This is a genomic window from Carboxylicivirga caseinilyticus, from assembly GCF_050589785.1.
Classification (GTDB): domain Bacteria; phylum Bacteroidota; class Bacteroidia; order Bacteroidales; family Marinilabiliaceae; genus Carboxylicivirga; species Carboxylicivirga caseinilyticus.
The window spans coordinates 22,665-40,094 of the sequence record NZ_JBNGOX010000040.1 but is presented as its reverse complement, the minus strand read 5'-3'; the positions used below and the strand labels follow the sequence as shown (position 1 = coordinate 40,094).

Below are 17,430 nucleotides of genomic sequence, written 5' to 3'. Positions count from 1 at the left end.
TTCCAATAATAATAACATGAAGAAGAATATTGGCATCGTTTATGGCGGTTACTCTTCAGAAATTGTAGTATCTGAAAAGAGTAAAGAAGGTGTTTTTTCATTTATTAATGAAGAAAAATACAATCGCTACCCAATTTTAATCACAGAAGAAAAATGGTGTGCTGTGGTTGATGGAACTGAGTATCCCATTGATAAAAATGACTTCAGTTTTCAGATGAATGGCTCTGAGGTATCAATTGATTGTGCTTATATCACCATTCATGGCACACCTGGCGAAGACGGATTACTGCAAGGTTATTTGAAGATGCTGGGTATTCCACACAGCACCTGTGATGTGGAAGCTGCTGCTATCTCATTTAACAAATTTACATGCAACACCTACCTGAAAGGATTTGGTGTGGCTGTTGCCGATTCTGTCCTTCTTCGCAAAGGACACAGTTACAATGCTCCTGACATCATCAAGCAGCTAGGATTACCATTATTTGTAAAGCCGAATGCCGGTGGGTCGAGCTTTGGTGTTTCTAAGGTAAAAGAAGGCAAAGAATTGGTTCCGGCCATTGAAAAAGCTTTTAGTGAAAGTAGCGAGGTAATTATTGAGCAGTTTATATCAGGTATGGAAGTAACCTGTGGTCTTTATAAAACTCTTGAAAATGAAGTTAGATTTCCTGTTACCGAAGTTGTGAGTAAGAATGAGTTCTTCGATTTTGAAGCCAAATATACAGCTAATAAAGTTGAAGAAATCACTCCTGCACGTATTGAAGATAAAGTAAGAGACCGAATCCAGTCAATCTCTTCTCTCATCTACGACATTTTGGGTTGTAAAGGAATTGTAAGGGTTGATTATATTATATCAGACAATAAAATATTTTTGCTTGAAGTGAATACAACACCAGGTATGACTGTTACAAGTTTTATTCCTCAGCAGATTGCAGCCGCCGGATTGAATATTAAAGATGTATTTACCGAAATCATCGAAGATCAGATTGCCAGAAAATAAAACTGAAATACTTACACGAAGGAGACTGGCTATTAATAGCTGGTCTTTTTTTTTGATCTTACTTGCAAATAATCATGAAAAATAAAGGCTGACTCGACATATCCGAATCAGCCTTTGTGTGCTTCAATATTTAATCGTTCTAATAATAATTCTGAGCTCCTGTTGTACTGTAAGTGGTAATTACAATCGAACCTTTACCTTCATTCACCTTTTTCTTCTTTGCCTTACCATAAACTACCATCATTCCTTTCTCTGACACACAGGCAAATGATAATTCTTCTTTACTATTTTCTAACTTAAACTTAATCTTACCTTCTGTCGTTTTAATACTCGATGACTCAGTAAATTTCACCCTTGCCCCAATTACATCACCCTTGCCTGAATTGATATCAAACACACCTTGAACATTAAAGAAATTCAGTGATCCTGCACCTGAAGTGGTTGTAATCGTACCTTCCGAATCAGATAATTTCATGGAACCGGAGTTGGTTTTCATGCGCATTTGACCTTTAATATTTTTCAGAGTTAATGCTCCATCAGTGGTTTCAGCACTGCAAGCACCTTCAATATTTTCAATTATCAAACTACCGTTATAGGCAACAACTTTGGCATTACCTTTTACATTCGTTACAGTCTGATTACCATCTTTAGTTGAAGTAGCCACTTCACCGGTAATATTATCAACTGTTATTGTGGCCGATTTTGTTGATAAATCAGCACTTCCCTGAAGATTAATAACTACAATTTTACCTGATTTTGATTCAGCTTTCAGATTTGTATTTTTAAAATCAGCCAGGTTGATATATCCCGAACTTGTTACCACTTCCAGATTCATTCCATCAGGCATGGTTACAGTTACAAAACCGGAATGAGAACTCCATCCAGACTCAGGTTTATTAACGTTAACCGTTAACACTCCAGCAGCTAAATCCATGGATACAGCATAACCATCTAATTGTTTATTGGCACTTAATTCAGCAGTAACATTAACCTTATCTCCTTTTACAAATTCAACCTTACAAAAGTCACCGTTCACCTTGATAGAACTAACCTGTTCAAAGTCTTTATTTCCTTCAAAAACCTTTTCCAGGGATTGGGCAGTTACAGCCGAAGTTGTGGCAATTAGCATTACAAAAAACAAGTAAATTTTTCTCATCTCTTATTTCAATTATTATTTGATATCTGGTGTTTTGATACGCCTCTCATCTGATAAAGTTTCCTCTTTTTGAGAATAAAAAAATCCCGCTGCCAAGGCAACGGGATTGATTAGTGTCAATTCTTTATTTCTTTAGATATAACTTTCTATTGGAGCACAACTACACACCAGATTTCTGTCGCCATAAGCATCATCTACCCGTGCAACATCAATCCAAAATTTATTTTCACGAATCCACTCCAATGGATAAGCTGCTTTTTCTCTTCCATATGAATGAGTCCACTCATCAGCAACTACTTTATAAGCCGGATGCGGAGCATTTTTCAACACATTATCTTCTTTATCAGCTTTACCACTTTCAACCTCTTTTATCTCAGAATAAATGGATTTCAGAGCTGATATAAAACGATCCAACTCCTGTAATGACTCACTTTCAGTTGGTTCAATCATTAATGTTCCATGAACAGGGAAAGATAATGTGGGAGCATGGTAACCATAATCCATCAAACGCTTTGCAATATCCGTTTCTGTAATACCAGATGAAGCTTTAAAGTGACGGCATTCCAATATCATTTCATGCGCAACACGACCATTGGTTCCTGTATATAAAATACCATAATCATCTTTCAGTGATGCAGCTATATAGTTGGCATTCAGAATAGCCATTTCAGTGGATTTGCGCAATCCTTCGGCACCCAGCATTTTAATATATCCATAGGTAATAGGCAATACACTTGCACTACCCCAAGGTGCTGCTGCTACTGCAGTGATCCCTTTTCGTTCATTATCAACAACCGGATGCTGAGGAAGGAACTCAACCAGGTGAGCCGCTACTCCAATCGGACCCACTCCAGGTCCTCCTCCTCCATGAGGTATGGCAAAGGTTTTATGCAGGTTCAAATGACAAACATCGGCTCCAATACGTCCGGGACTGGTAAATCCAACCTGCGCATTCATATTGGCACCGTCCATGTATACCTGACCACCATTGTCATGTATAATCTGGCAAACTTCAATGATTGATTCTTCAAACACTCCATGAGTTGAAGGATAGGTTACCATCAAACAAGATAATACATCTTTGTTTTCTTCAGCTTTCGCACGTAAATCTTCAACATCGATATTACCTTTATCATCACATTTCACCACAACCACCTTCATTCCGGCCATTACAGCACTTGCCGGGTTGGTTCCGTGTGCCGATGAAGGAATGAGAGAAACAATACGCTGCTCTTCTCCACGACTTCGGTGATACTCCTGGATAACCATTAACCCTGCATACTCACCTGCAGCACCAGAATTAGGCTGAAGGCTTACATCCGCAAATCCTGTAATTTCAGAAAGATCCTGACGCAACTCATCCATCATTAAATGATAACCTGCAGCCTGATCTTTTGGAATAAAAGGATGTAATCCATTAAACTCAATCCAGCTTAATGGTAACATTTCAGTGGCAGCATTCAACTTCATGGTACACGATCCCAAAGAAATCATTGAATGAGTCAATGAAATATCTTTACGTTCCAGTTTTTTGATGTAGCGCACCATCTCCGCTTCTGAGTGATACTTTTTAAAAATATCCTGAATTAAGAAATCAGATGTTCTCTTATAATCATCCTTGACATTACTTTCTTCTCCTATCTCACTAATTCTTGGCACTTCTTTACCGGCAGCTTTGGCAAAAACCTCAACAATCCAGTTAATATCATCCAGGTTAGTTGTTTCATCAATACTAATTCCCACATCACCATTATCGAAATAGCGGAAGTTCATTTCCAATTTCAGGCTGTATCTTTCAATATACTCAATCTTAACACCTTCAGGCAGAGCAATACGAATTGTATCAAAAAATTCACTATTCACCTGCTTGTATCCCAGTTTTTCAACTTCCTGTGCTATCTGAAAAGCAATAGAATGAACACGCTCAGCAATACGGGTGATACCTTCTTTACCATGATAAACAGCATAGAATCCGGCCATGGTTGCAAGCAAAGCCTGTGCCGTACAAATATTGGAAGTAGCACGTTCGCGCTTGATATGTTGCTCTCGTGTTTGCAAAGCCATACGTAATGCACGACGACCATTGGCATCTTTTGTTACACCAATAATACGCCCCGGTAACTGACGCTTTAATTCTTCTCTGGTGGCAAAATATGCAGCATGGGGACCTCCATAACCCATTGGAATACCAAAACGTTGAGTTGTTCCCAACACAATATCTGCACCCCACTCGCCCGGAGGAGTTAACAAAGCAAGAGAGAGTAAATCAGCAGCTACCGCTACCCGACAATCATTTTCATGAGCCTGCTGTGTAATTTCTTTATAATTATCAACTAATCCATTTGAATTTGGATACTGAACCAATAAACCAAAAACATTTCCATCACAGGTAAACTCATTGATACTTCCAAACTGCAGATCAATACCTAAAGGTTTTGCTCTTGTGATCAATACCTCCTTGGTTTGAGGCCACAAATTATCATCGGCAAAAAAAGTATTTACCTCTTCTTTAACCTGTTTACGGCTTCTTGAATTATAAAGCATAATCATGGCCTCAGCAGCAGCAGTGGCTTCATCCAATAGCGAAGCATTGGCAATTTCCATCCCCGTCATTTCAGTTACTACTGTCTGGAAATTTAAAAGTGCCTCTAATCGTCCTTGTGAAATTTCTGCCTGGTAGGGAGTGTACGAAGTATACCAAACAGGATTCTCAAGCACATTACGCAATATTACAGCAGGGGTAATAACATCGTAATAGCCCATCCCGATATAAGTATTGTAAACTTTATTCAACTGAGCTATATCATGAATCTTTCTAAAATACTGACGTTCTGTTAATCCTTTGCTAATATTCAAAGGTTTTTCCAATCGAATAGATGCAGGAATGGTTTGGTCAATTAATTCATCAACAGATGAAACTCCAATACGATCGAGCATCGTACTGATTTCGTATTCTCTTGGACCAATGTGACGAGAGACAAACTTATCGGTTGCCATATTTTGTTATTTATCAATTAGGTATTACTTCATTTAAATCACAACCCAAATAGAAGAAGAAATTGGGTAAAATTCAATGACATTTGCCATTTATTTAGTCGACAAGGCCGAAAAAAGCATATCTCCTTAGTCGGATTTTAAACCAAAAATGGATTAGTTGTTCTTTCTTTTCCTACCGTTGTTGATGGTCCGTGTCCTGGAAATAACTGAACTTCATCATCCAGGGTAAGAATTTTATTCTTCAGATTACCAACTAATGTATCGAAATCACCTCCGGGTAAATCGGTTCTGCCAATACTCCCAGTAAAGATGGAATCGCCAACAATGGCAATTTTATCCTGCTCACTGTAAAAGGTAATTCCTCCCGGTGAATGTCCGGGTACTTCAATAACCTTTAATACAGAATTGCCAAACGTAACTTCATCCCCTTCGTTAAGGTAATTTGATATTGCAGGTGGATTTTTATCAACCTCAACCCCAAATTGCTGTGCATAAGTAACTGTCTGATCTATCAGAAATTCGTCTCCGGCATTGGCTTCCATTCCAAGATTGAACTTTTCGGCAATAAAAGCAGAGCCAAAAACATGATCGAGATGTAGATGTGTCTGCAATAATTTTACCGGAGTATATCCATTAGAATCAATAAAATCAGCTACATATTTACGCTCTTCAGCGGTTAAACACCCCGGATCAATGATAACACACTCTTTGGTTTCATCAGAAAGAATATATGTATTCTCCTGCCACATATTAATTGGCAGAGTTTCAACTTTAATCATATTATTACATTTTTAATTTACTGTTCCTTTTAACATGGGTACAAATGCACATTCTCCAATTTGCTCCTGTTCAAAATCATCCTCGCTAAGCCTTGTAATACGAGTCATCACTTGTTTTTTATCACCAAGTGGTATTACCATAATGCCACCAATCTTCATTTGAAGCAATAGCTTTTCAGGTAAGAAAGGTGCCCCAGCTGTAACAATCACTTTATCAAAGGGAGCAAATGACGAGAGTCCTTCATAACCATCACCAAGAAAAAAACGTCCGCTGTAACCAATTTGTTTTAACAAATGAGTAGATCGAGTAAATAACTCTTTTTGTCGTTCTATTGAAAAGAGTTTCACTCCCATTTCAATTAACACAGCGGCCTGATACCCAGAACCAGTACCAACTTCCAATACTTTTTCTCCTGCAGATATATTTAGTAATTGAGATTGCAAAGCAACAGTGTATGGTTGTGATATAGTTTGCCCTGCTGCAATAGGGAACGCCTTATCCTGATATGCAAATGAAACAAAACTACTATCGAGAAACAAGTGACGGGGAACCCTCCCAATTGCTTCCAATACCTTATTATCTGTAATATTTTTCCTAACAAGTTCCTGCACCAATCGTTGACGCATGCCCTTATGCCTAAAAGAATCCAACATCTCCATAGTTGGCAAAATTAATTTTTTTTAACTTTCCCGAAATATTTTGCATCAACATTCGTTAAGCATTTTATGGGGGTCATTTCAAACATATCTAAAAAATCTATTAATTTATATTTTTTAGTTACCGATATCATTATAATTATCTTGTCTTCAACATTTTCCGTTAAGACTCTCAAAAGTGAATTACCAAGTTTTTCAACCCATTTTGCTCAGTCGACTCAAGCCTTACTTAATCAGAATGAAGTAATTATATTATTAGTTGGTTATATACTTTTCATTCTTTATTTGTCTGGTTTATACCGTAATCGAATCAATCTCTCCATTTCCAATCATATTTCAAAAACATTTAGTGGAATAGGAATCTCATTCTTAAGCTTATTTGTATATTTCTATGGCTTTTACAACCTCTTTTCTTTTGCCAACGTTTGGAATACTTTTTTAGGTTTATTTATCACTACCCTCATTAGTATAAATATTCCTCATATACTTTTAATTTTAGTACTCAGGATATTAATGCATAAAGGTTACTGGGGACTAAAAACTCTCTTAATCGGATCAAATGGCGTATTGAAAAATACATATTCCGAACTATTGCAATTAGGTAATCTAAGCGGGAATAAAATAACGGATGTAATAAAAATTGATGATATACTAAACAAGACAAATGATACTGCATTAAGTTATTATGAAGCCGAGAAACTAATTAATGAACACCAACCAGACGAAATAATTATTGCAGTTCCTTCAACAAAAGAAAAAATGGTCACCAACCTTATTTCTGTTGCCAAAATGAAGGATATTTCCATCAAGTTGGTCCCTGATATGGAATCAATAGTGAAAGGATTTGCCAGAATCGAATCCCTGGTTGCTCCACCTTTTATTGCTGTATCCAGAAAACAAATGCCGGTTTGGCAAGAATTCATTAAACGCATTATAGATATTGTTATTGCACTTATTGGCTTACTAATGCTTATTCCATTTTTTCCATTTATAGCCTGGGGAATTAAAAAAAGTTCAAAAGGCCCCGTCTTCTTTAATCAGGAACGCATTGGAAAGAACGGAAAACCATTCAAGATAATCAAATTCAGATCCATGATTATTGATGCCGAAGTGAATGGGCCTGCTTTATCATCTATAAATGATTCTCGTGTGACTTCATTCGGACGATTTTTAAGAAGATGGAGAATTGACGAAACTCCGCAATTTTTGAATGTTTTAATTGGTCAGATGTCAATTGTTGGACCACGACCCGAAAGAGCTTATTTTATTAATGAAATATCTAAAAAAGCCCCTCAATACAGTGAAATACTTCAATGCAGACCGGGTATTACTTCATTAGGAATGGTAAAATACGGCTATGCAGAAAATATTGAGCAGATGATTCAGCGCTTAAACTACGATATTTTATACATCCATAATCTCTCGCTTTGGATAGATATTAAAATAATTATTTACACCCTTAAAACATTGATTAGCGGTGAAGGAAAATAAAAAGGTGAATCTGTTGACTCACCTTTTTGTTATCGCTAGTATTTGAAAACCTTCGAGTGAATTACTTCACTCCCATTTGTTATTCGAATTATATACTGACCAATGGATAATTCACTGAGATTGATTCTCATCTTGTCTTCCTGAAAGGGAATCTTTTTTATACAAGCACCAGAGATTGAATAAATTTCCAGAAGCTTCTCACCTGTCATGTTTGTTTCTATCTGTACCGACTCAGTAAATGGATTTGGATAACAATTGATTTTTGAAGATGCATTAACATCATCATCAATTGATGTATTTGTATCAAACCCGGTTAATTTCTTCTGACTGTAAACTACATATTCACCTGGCTGAAATGTAAGTTGAACATCTGTATTTGTTACATTAATACTATCTCCCAATATTACATTATACCACCAACCAGTTGAGCTAAAATTGATACTGGTCGTTTGAGCAGTTAATGCAAAATTAGAAACTACTCTTACATCTGAACCGGATAGATTCAGAGAAATCTTTTTTACTGATCCCGAAACATCCATTGTAAAATCGCTCGTATTAAAAACCTCTTCACCGGTTTTCATGTCAATCATACGCTTAAAGACATTAAATAAACGTGCTCTATCTTCATCGTCCTGATATTGCCAAACCGGCGGTTTTTGTGCCAATCGGCAATCATTACTTACTGATCCATCAGTACAGCGATTGATGCTTAAGTCAAATCCTAATTCACCAAATTGCCAAACCATTTTAGGTCCGGGGGTACTAAAAAAGATAACTGCAGCTGCTTCCACACGTTTTAAAGCCGTGGTTTTATTTGCAACCTTATAATCACCTTCAGAGGCTCCGTATAATAGATTTTTATACATCAATCTTTCTTCATCATGGCTTTCCATGTAATTAACCACCTGAGGTTCGTTCCAACCCCTGTTTTCATATGAAGTCCAGCTTAAATCAGAATCATATCCTATGGTCGCTTCATTGTAATCATGATTCGCATTTCCCCAAAGCATTATTCCGTGATTGGCCAAAATTGTTTCCTCATCATTATTTGAAAGATGTTCAAAGATTACATACGCATCAGATTTCCTCTTCCATATTTCGTTTGACATCCGTTTCAATATTGCAATCCGACTGTCATCCCGATTACTGGCCCAACTATTATCACCTGTGGCTGGTGTTACAGTGTTTGTAAAACCTTTGGTAAAATCAAATCGGAAACCATCTATCTGGTATTCACTCATCCAGAAAGAACAGATACTGTCAACCAAAGCTTGTGTTTCAAGGCTTTCGTGATTAAAGTCGTATCCCCATTGAGCATCCGGATTTTTCATGTTATGCTCAACATTATACCAGGGATTTTGAGCAGTAGGTTTGTCGCCATCAAAATACATTTGAACAAATGGTGATTGACCAAAAGAATGATTCAATACCATGTCCATAATCACAGCTATTCCATTTTTATGACATTCATTTATAAATGCCTTGTAATCATTAACCGTTCCATAGGCTTTATCTGTTGCAAAATAAAATGATGGATTATAACCCCAGCTGTCATTTCCTTCAAATTCATTGAACGGCATCAATTCAATGGCATTAACACCTAGTCTTTTCAGATAACTTAAAGTATCGGTTACTGTCTTTATATCCTGATTAGCTGTAAAATCACGAATCAGAAGTTCATATACCACCAATGATTGTCTATCCGGAGCATTAAAACCTGTAGCATCCCATTGAAAATCATCAGCTGAAGTTGAAAAAACACTCACTATTCCACTTGTTTTACCTTCAGGATAAGCTTTTAAGTTAGGATAGATATCTGAACCAATATACCCATCATTCCATGGATCAAGTACTTTATTGGTATAAGGATCGGCAATCTTTAAATCATCATCCATCCAATATTGATAAGCATACTCTTCTCCAGAAGTAAGGCCGGTAAGCGTCAGCCAAAAATAATCACCATCTTTCTTCATCAGGTAATCATTCATAGGTGTCCAATCATTAAAATCACCCATTAAGTACACATACTCCTTATAAGGAGCATACAAAAGTACAGTCACAGAATTATCATCAATTCTATTAACTCCTCTTCTCAGACCGGCAGGTCTTGCTTCATTAATTGGCGTATCTCTGGTATAGAAAGTCACATTATCTTCAACTGAATTTGCACCAGAAGTGGCTACAGCTCTGATATGATATTGCTCCTCACTAACACCTGATATGGTATAAGAAATTGAAGTTCCGGCAGTAGATGTAATTTCAACATCATTAATAAATAATGTCAATTGTTCACTCAAAATAGAGTTAACACTCACCACAACATCATCACCAACAGGCACCAAACTTTTATCCACCGGTGATTCAATTGCAACCCCTAACTCGGCATCTGAAACACTTACAAAAATATCACCTCCTCCTGTATCTTTTCCTTCGAGTGAACTATCTGCACTTCGAAAAACAAAGGCCATCTTCAGGATCTTTTCTCCATCGGGCACACCATAAAACTGCCTGATAGTAGGTGAAATTGTTAAGGTATATTGATTCGAACCAATCTGAGTAAGTTTACAGTCGGCTATATTCACACCCCAGTCTGCTTTCGCATATTTCCAGTCGGTATCGCTTGTACTTTTATCGGTAATAACACCTGTATGAGCGTAAATATCGCCTGTATAACCTTCTAATCCGGCTGTTCCCCGATCAGCATAAAAGGTAATTATCACCTGATCACTTTCAACCGGAATCGCAGGATTTGAAGTTACTACCTGCGCACTCACAACTTGTGCCAACCATATCAATATTCCTAAAAAGTAAATCCTATTCATTTCGATATATTAAATAATTTTTCATAATCTGTTACTGGCATCCATAAAGACGCACCTCTTTCAATATGTTTTTGAGTAAAGGTCTGATTAGTGACCAGTACCTTCATATCAGGATTCAAAACATTTACCAATAATTCATGGTCCTTCAAGAATGATTCCATTTTAAACTTAACATCATCCTCTGCTGAAGTATTTAAAATTAAAATGGCTCCCCTGTAATTGTCAATACCTTCCCGGGTTACCACATAACGATTCTTATTAACCAATGCAGAATCAACAATACTTTCCCCTTGCAAAACTGACCTCACCCTGATTAACTGTTCTATTTTCTCAGGAAGACACCCATCCACCATTACAGCATGCTTTTTATTGTTAAAATCATTCTGCCTGGTAGGAAATAAATGAGAATAAAACAAACACGGTGTGGGTTGATGAAACAGAATGTATGAATAAGCCAGTATCCAGTCTTTCTTGATCCATTTATCATGTTCTTTACCTGTGTCATGGTTTTCAGCAAAGGTGATGATCTTATCAGTTGATAATTTTGAGATTAAACCTGCATTAACCAGCCTACTCATATCAAATTTACCCATCGAATCATTACACATTTCAGTCAATGCCTTTTTCAATGGAAAATCAAATGATTTCACTTTGGCATTATTATCTGAATTAACCAACTTATTCCAATCTGCTATTTGATTTACAGAATAGGTAAAGAATTCTGTCACACAAAAAGCTGAGTCCCTTACTACATTATTTGTCCAGCTTCTAATAAAATCAGGTTCGATACCATTTACAAAATCAAGCCTTACCCCATCGTATTTTACTTGGTCCAATAACCATTTTCCCCAAGTAGTTAATTGTTCCTGAACATTTTCACTCCGGTGATTAAAATCGTGACCAAACAATTTTGAGTTGGCAACAATTCCACCCGTATCGGGGTAGTTCATTATATAATCATTCTTGTCTGAAGGATGAAAATCAGAATAATTCCATTTCATTTTACCGGAAGCAGGTTGTATACCTGTAAATGAAAATGGATTCCATTCGAGCTCCTCACCATGTTCATCAGCAATAGATGAAATGGTTAATCCATTGGTTTGATCTCCCCAGCTCATGTTTTCATTCAACACTTCCAACTGCAACCATAATTTCATTTGCGGATTCTGATATATCTTAAACTCGATTTTTTCTTCTCCATCAACAATTCCTTCCCAAAATCCAAAAGCAGTATTCTTTGTCAATATGGGATGAAATTTTTTATTGGCATTATTCATTGATGGATCGTCCGAGACCTTAAGTCTGTATCCTGATATTTTTTTAGGATAAATTGGATTACTCATTTGAATGGTTATGGTTTGATTTTGTTTTAGATCCAAACCAAACCTTAATTCATTAACCGGATAACCGGCAGTTTTCTTCTTTCGGTTAAGAAGATAATTTTTTATGATTGGATTAGGTTCCAAATCTTTATTCTGAAATGAATACATGTGATTTAAAACCACATCAGCATACACTTCGATATTATGCTTGTGAGCACTTTCAATTAATTTATTTAAGCTTTCACGGGTTCCAAACCGGGTACTAATGGTTCCAATCTGATCGTATTCTCCCAAATCGTAATGATCGTAAATTCCATACCCCATATCATAGATTCCCCAATTCCCCTTTGACGGTGGAGGTAACCATATAGCAGTGACACCAATTTTCTGAAGATAGTCTAATTTTTCTTCGAGATGAGAATACCATATACCTTCCTTCACCTCGCTTTTCACGGGTACGTCCCAGTAAAATCCCTGAAGTATGACTTGAGATGATAGGTCCATAAATAACAAATTAAAGAAAACAATATATAGTATTTGTCTTTTCAAGTCTGTTCTTTTACTAGGTTCTATGGCACTTTAAAAAGCAAAAAGGCAGCCCCATTTGATGGGACTACCTTGTAAAAAGTATTATTTAGTTTTTAACAACTGTAGCAACATTAGTCATTGTATTTAGAGTGATAGTATAGTTACCATCCTCAGCAATGTCAATATTACTTCCGTCTTGCTCAAGAGCAGTTAATGAACCACCTAAATTAACAGTCCAACCGTCATTAGCTCTAAACTTAAATTGCTTTCCTCCCAATAAATCAGCTGTTACAGTAAATACTTTATTGGTTGAATCCCAGCTCATATTTGTATCTGTATCCCATCCTCCAGGAGTAGCATCACCAATAATACCCCAGCGGTAAGCGGTATAGGTATATTCATTTGGATTACTTAGGTCAAGAGTGAAATCATAATCATCTTCTACGTCATTGGTAATATTATCGCCACCTGATACAAGATTAACACCGTCACTACTACCATAATTATAATCCCAAGCATTATTGGCACGGAATTTAAATCCTCCAGCTTTCAAATGAACCACACCTCTCCAAGTCTGTGAAGCAGCATCATAAGTAAGATCTGTACTTGTTCCCCATTCACCAGGTGTTGCATCACCAATTACGCCCCAATCAGTTTTAACAGCAGTATATGTGTAAGGTGAGACAGATAAGTCAACATTTATTTTGTAATAACCCATAGCAGAAACAATATTTGCTCCACCTGCTTCAAGTGTTCCATCAGCACCATCATCACCATAGTTGGTTGACCATGTATTGTCTGTTGCAAATTTCCATTCGCTGTTATCTACTCCTAGATATACATAACCTTCTAACTTATCACCAACTGATAATGTATTCTGCACGTACGGAGAACTCTCTGGTGACCAATTGTCATAACCACCAACAGGATAACTGGCAGTAACATAGCTTCCTGGAAGGTACCAAGTAATAATATCTGGTACAGTTGTAAACTCAACATTATCACCATAAGCAGTTCCTGTACTATTAATAGCATAAGCCCTAACATGATAGGTTACACCAGGCTCAAGTCCATCAATATCGACAGACATTGTACTTACAGTCACTTCTGCATCAACCAACTTAGTGTCTGCCACTGTTGGATTTTCAGTTAAACCATATACAAAACCTCTCTCAGAAATATCACTTCCTCCATTATGAATAACTTCACCGGCTACTGATGCTGTTGTTTTTGTCACATTTGAAACATCGTTCGTTTCAACAACCGGAACACCGACAGATGTAGTAAAACTGATTTGACTACTATAAGCTACACCAACACTGTTTATTGCATATGATTTAACATAGTAGGTAGTACTTGGCATTAAATCTATAATACTGTAGTAGAATTCTCCTGTACCAGCTCCAACTAGAACAGTATCACTAGCTACTGTTGGGTTAGCTTCGGTTGACCAACAGAAACCTTTAGCTGTAACTTCAGCTTTACCATCATAAGTTACATTTCCTGTTAGGTCAACAGTTCTATCAGTAAGATTTGCTTCATCGCTCAATGTTACTGTTGCTATATTTGCCAAAGTGGTAAATGATTTTTGCTCACCATACAAAACAGAACCGTCGCTCTGAACCACATAAGCCTTGTAATAATATTTGGTTAAATGATCTAAACCTGTTACAGTTACCCAGTAAACAGCTCCATCTACTTCATCTGCTTCCTGACTTGAATTATCTATTGTAGGATTTTCAGAAGTATTCCAACAAACACCAAATTCAGTAAAACCATCACCTTGAGCAACAACCATACCACTTAATTCAGCAGATGTTGATGTAATACCATCAATTTTCCAAGATTCCATCTGGGCATCAAGCTTTACCTGGTCATCTTTTTCACAAGCAACAAAAGCCAGTGAAAAAGAGATTAATACAGCTAGTATATTTAAAGATTTTCTTTTCATAATAATCGGTTTTAAAGCTGCCTAATAAGATAGGCAGCACTACGATTTAGTTTTTAATTAATTCAAAGGTACCCGCATCATCACTTAATATCGTAAAGATTACAGTATAGTTGCCAGTTTCAGGAACAGGGATATCGTTTCCAACACCTCCTTGTTGCAGTGCTCCTGATAAACCACCGGTTACACCTTCTGCCAGTCCCATATTCCATGACCAACCATCATTCATACGAAACTTAATAAACTCACCTCCAATAAGGTCAATATTAATGTACCAATACCCTTTAGCAGGATCATAATCCATATCAGTATCAGAATCCCAACCGGTAGGAGTAGCCGAGCCAATTATACCTATGAAATAAGGTTCTGGATTATAAGTCATTCCTACAATATCAGCTGTAAAATTATACCAACCAGTTTCATCTACTACAATGCCATTTCCGTCTTCTACCAATGTACCAGCACTTCCTCCGTATGTAATGCTTGTTTCTGGATCAAATAATTTAAATGCATTATCAGTAGATAATTTTGCAAATCCGGTATAGACTCCATTGCTTAATGGGGAAGTGATTTTTTGATCCATACCTGAATCAATAAAATCAAGTCGCATAAACCCAAATATGCTAACATCTTCTGTTACAGTTTCTGAAATATATTCGAAAGGATCAGTTCCGGTACCAGGAGCTCCAGTGCCTGCATCAACAACCAATTGACTTCTTAATCTAAAATCTACAGATGAAGTCTGGTCCTCAGGAAAATGCTTTAATAATATTGTATTTAATTCACTAACAGAAATTGTAATATCATCAACACTGGTTCCTGAATAAATAGAAATGATTTCAGCAAAGCCAGTTCCAGCCACTGCTGCTTCTAAATAATAGTTAGCAGAAGCAACAAAACCAGGATCTACAGGTGTTGCAGCAAATTTTAAAATATCTCCTCCCTTATCACGGGAAAGGCTCAAATCAGGCATACTTGTTAATGCCGGCGGAACAGGAGACTCAAGTATAACAACCTTATCTCCATCCTTCTCGCAACTAACAAAGAAGGTAAACAAGCCTAATAATAAAAATATAATTGATTTATTCATTTTTCAAGATTTTAGTTGTAACCATCATTTTGATCAATATTTGGATTCGCAGCTGTTTCTTCAGCTGGAATTGGGAAGATATCTCTATATGAGTCCACAATTGCCCCATTGTAAGAATTACCTTTCCACTGCCACAAATAGTCTCCGTTTGTAAATTGTCCAAATCGAACAAGGTCTGTTCTTCTCTGAGCTTCATAATAGAATTCTCTTCCTCTTTCATCAAGAATGAATCTATCTGTAACTTCTGAAGCTGAGATATTACCAGATTCATCACCATATGCTCTTTCTCTTACAACATTAATATCTGTTGCTGCCAAACCATCCTCACCCAAATTATGATTAGATTCAGCTCTCATCAAATAAGCATCTGCCAATCTGAAAACAGGGAAATCTGTTGATGCATATGCAGGATGGTAGTTATCTGCCTGTGTTCCATCATGGTTAGTAGCCGTGAATTTATAAACACCAATACCATAATCGCCACTTGCAGAAGGTGAAGGAATATTTATAGCTCTTTTTTGTTTTAAATAAACTCTTCCATCAGCTGCCTGACTAAATTCTGCATCATCAGCTGGAATAGCTACATTTCCATAAGTTGCAATTGTATCAACTAAAAGATTCATGAAATCTTTTCTTGATCTATTACCATTCCAGTTAGTATTTTCAGTAAGACCATGATAATCTTCTGCACGGATATAAACTGCATCACTACTTGATTCAATTAAGAATGTAGTACCAACATATCCTTGAGCATTAACACCGTCAACTGCCCAGGCAAAAATCATTTCAGGGTTACGTGGAAAATCATTATCTGCACTAAAATTCTGACGATAGTCATCAGCCAAATCATAAACATTACTATCAATAACCTTAGTTGTGTAAATTTTACAACTATCCCATTTGGCAGTCCCGGTGAAGACTTCTGCGTTTAAATATGTACGTGCCAAAAGCATCCATGCAGCAGCTTTATCTGCTTGAGGATAAACTGTTCCTGGTTCAGCTAAATCAGGCTCAATCTCCTTTAATTCAGTAACTATATAATTAAATAAATCAGCTCTTTTTATTTGCTGAGGATAAAATTTACCTACTCCATCAGCTTCAGTTGTGAAAGGAGGATTTCCAAAAAGATCCATCAACCAATAATAGGCCATTGCCCTTAGAAATCGAGCTTCAGCAATGTATTGATCCTTATTTTCCACATCAGTTTTACCTGCCTGAATAATAAAATCATTGGCATAAGTTATACTTAAACTTAATCTTTGATACAGAGCTGTTAAAAACGGATTGGAAGCACTCCATGTTTGTGTATTTAAATCTGCAATACCAACATCACCCCAGGCACAAATTGCTTCATCTGTTGTAATTTCCTGCAAATTCCATAATGCTCTCATTGTTGTAAAGAAATTATCATCAGATGCTGAAATGTCTGCACCAAAGTCTCCACTTCCTCCTTGACCAGCCAGGTTAAAACTTGCGTATACTTTGGCTAAGGCTTGCTGCATATACAAAGGATCATCTCCTAAATTACCAGAAAGAATAACATTTTCATCTTTCGGCTTAACATCCAGATCATTAACACATGACGTAATTAACAATACTGAAAGTAAAATGCTTGATATTATATATTTTTTCATATCTACCTA

Annotated in this window: 11 protein-coding genes; 2 read left to right on the top strand and 9 right to left on the bottom strand. The window is 36.7% G+C overall.

Translation table 11 applies throughout. From position 1 onward, the window contains the following. The first annotated feature begins 16 nt into the window (after positions 1–16). Positions 17–997: a D-alanine--D-alanine ligase gene (locus tag ACRD62_RS17585; RefSeq protein ID WP_430821417.1), complete on the top strand. Its 981-nt coding sequence runs from the start codon at positions 17–19 to the stop codon at positions 995–997. Positions 998–1,136: 139 nt separating this feature from the next. Here the strand turns inward: ACRD62_RS17585 and ACRD62_RS17580 are convergent, their stop codons facing one another. The 4 genes from ACRD62_RS17580 to ACRD62_RS17565 all read right to left on the bottom strand — a co-directional run bounded on the left by ACRD62_RS17580 (position 1,137) and on the right by ACRD62_RS17565 (position 6,589). Continuing rightward, positions 1,137–2,153 (bottom strand): DUF4097 family beta strand repeat-containing protein, encoded by a 1,017-nt coding sequence (locus tag ACRD62_RS17580; RefSeq protein WP_430821415.1) that lies wholly within the window; start codon positions 2,151–2,153, stop codon positions 1,137–1,139. A 132-nt stretch (positions 2,154–2,285) separates the two neighbouring features. Further along, positions 2,286–5,150 (bottom strand): aminomethyl-transferring glycine dehydrogenase, encoded by a 2,865-nt coding sequence (gcvP, locus tag ACRD62_RS17575; protein ID WP_430821414.1) that lies wholly within the window; start codon positions 5,148–5,150, stop codon positions 2,286–2,288. 137 nt (positions 5,151–5,287) lie between these two features. Further along, on the bottom strand, positions 5,288–5,929 hold the full coding sequence (locus tag ACRD62_RS17570; RefSeq protein ID WP_430821413.1) for an MBL fold metallo-hydrolase: 642 nt from the start codon (positions 5,927–5,929) through the stop codon (positions 5,288–5,290). A 12-nt stretch (positions 5,930–5,941) separates the two neighbouring features. Next, entirely contained in the window at positions 5,942–6,589 is a 648-nt protein-coding gene (locus ACRD62_RS17565; protein ID WP_430821412.1) for a protein-L-isoaspartate(D-aspartate) O-methyltransferase, read from the bottom strand. 66 nt (positions 6,590–6,655) lie between these two features. On the opposite strand from ACRD62_RS17565, the gene ACRD62_RS17560 reads away from it, so the two are divergent. Beyond that, positions 6,656–8,077: a sugar transferase gene (locus ACRD62_RS17560; RefSeq protein ID WP_430821411.1), complete on the top strand. Its 1,422-nt coding sequence runs from the start codon at positions 6,656–6,658 to the stop codon at positions 8,075–8,077. A 35-nt stretch (positions 8,078–8,112) separates the two neighbouring features. Here ACRD62_RS17560 and ACRD62_RS17555 read toward each other — a convergent pair whose 3' ends face one another. The 5 genes from ACRD62_RS17555 to ACRD62_RS17535 all read right to left on the bottom strand — a co-directional run bounded on the left by ACRD62_RS17555 (position 8,113) and on the right by ACRD62_RS17535 (position 17,421). Continuing rightward, on the bottom strand, positions 8,113–10,899 hold the full coding sequence (locus ACRD62_RS17555; RefSeq protein ID WP_430821410.1) for an alpha-amylase family glycosyl hydrolase: 2,787 nt from the start codon (positions 10,897–10,899) through the stop codon (positions 8,113–8,115). Beyond that, complete coding sequence (locus ACRD62_RS17550) at positions 10,896–12,725, bottom strand: alpha-amylase family glycosyl hydrolase (protein ID WP_430821409.1); 1,830 nt, start codon at positions 12,723–12,725, stop codon at positions 10,896–10,898. The genes ACRD62_RS17555 and ACRD62_RS17550 overlap by 4 nt, the downstream gene beginning before the upstream one ends. Before the next feature lie 130 nt (positions 12,726–12,855). Beyond that, positions 12,856–14,700: a hypothetical protein gene (locus tag ACRD62_RS17545; protein ID WP_430821408.1), complete on the bottom strand. Its 1,845-nt coding sequence runs from the start codon at positions 14,698–14,700 to the stop codon at positions 12,856–12,858. 46 nt (positions 14,701–14,746) lie between these two features. Beyond that, positions 14,747–15,787 carry a SusE domain-containing protein gene (locus tag ACRD62_RS17540; RefSeq protein WP_430821407.1) on the bottom strand — a complete coding sequence of 347 codons (1,041 nt, stop codon included), beginning with the start codon at positions 15,785–15,787 and terminating at the stop codon, positions 14,747–14,749. 11 nt (positions 15,788–15,798) lie between these two features. Then, positions 15,799–17,421 carry a RagB/SusD family nutrient uptake outer membrane protein gene (locus ACRD62_RS17535; protein WP_430821406.1) on the bottom strand — a complete coding sequence of 541 codons (1,623 nt, stop codon included), beginning with the start codon at positions 17,419–17,421 and terminating at the stop codon, positions 15,799–15,801. Positions 17,422–17,430 lie beyond the last annotated feature (9 nt).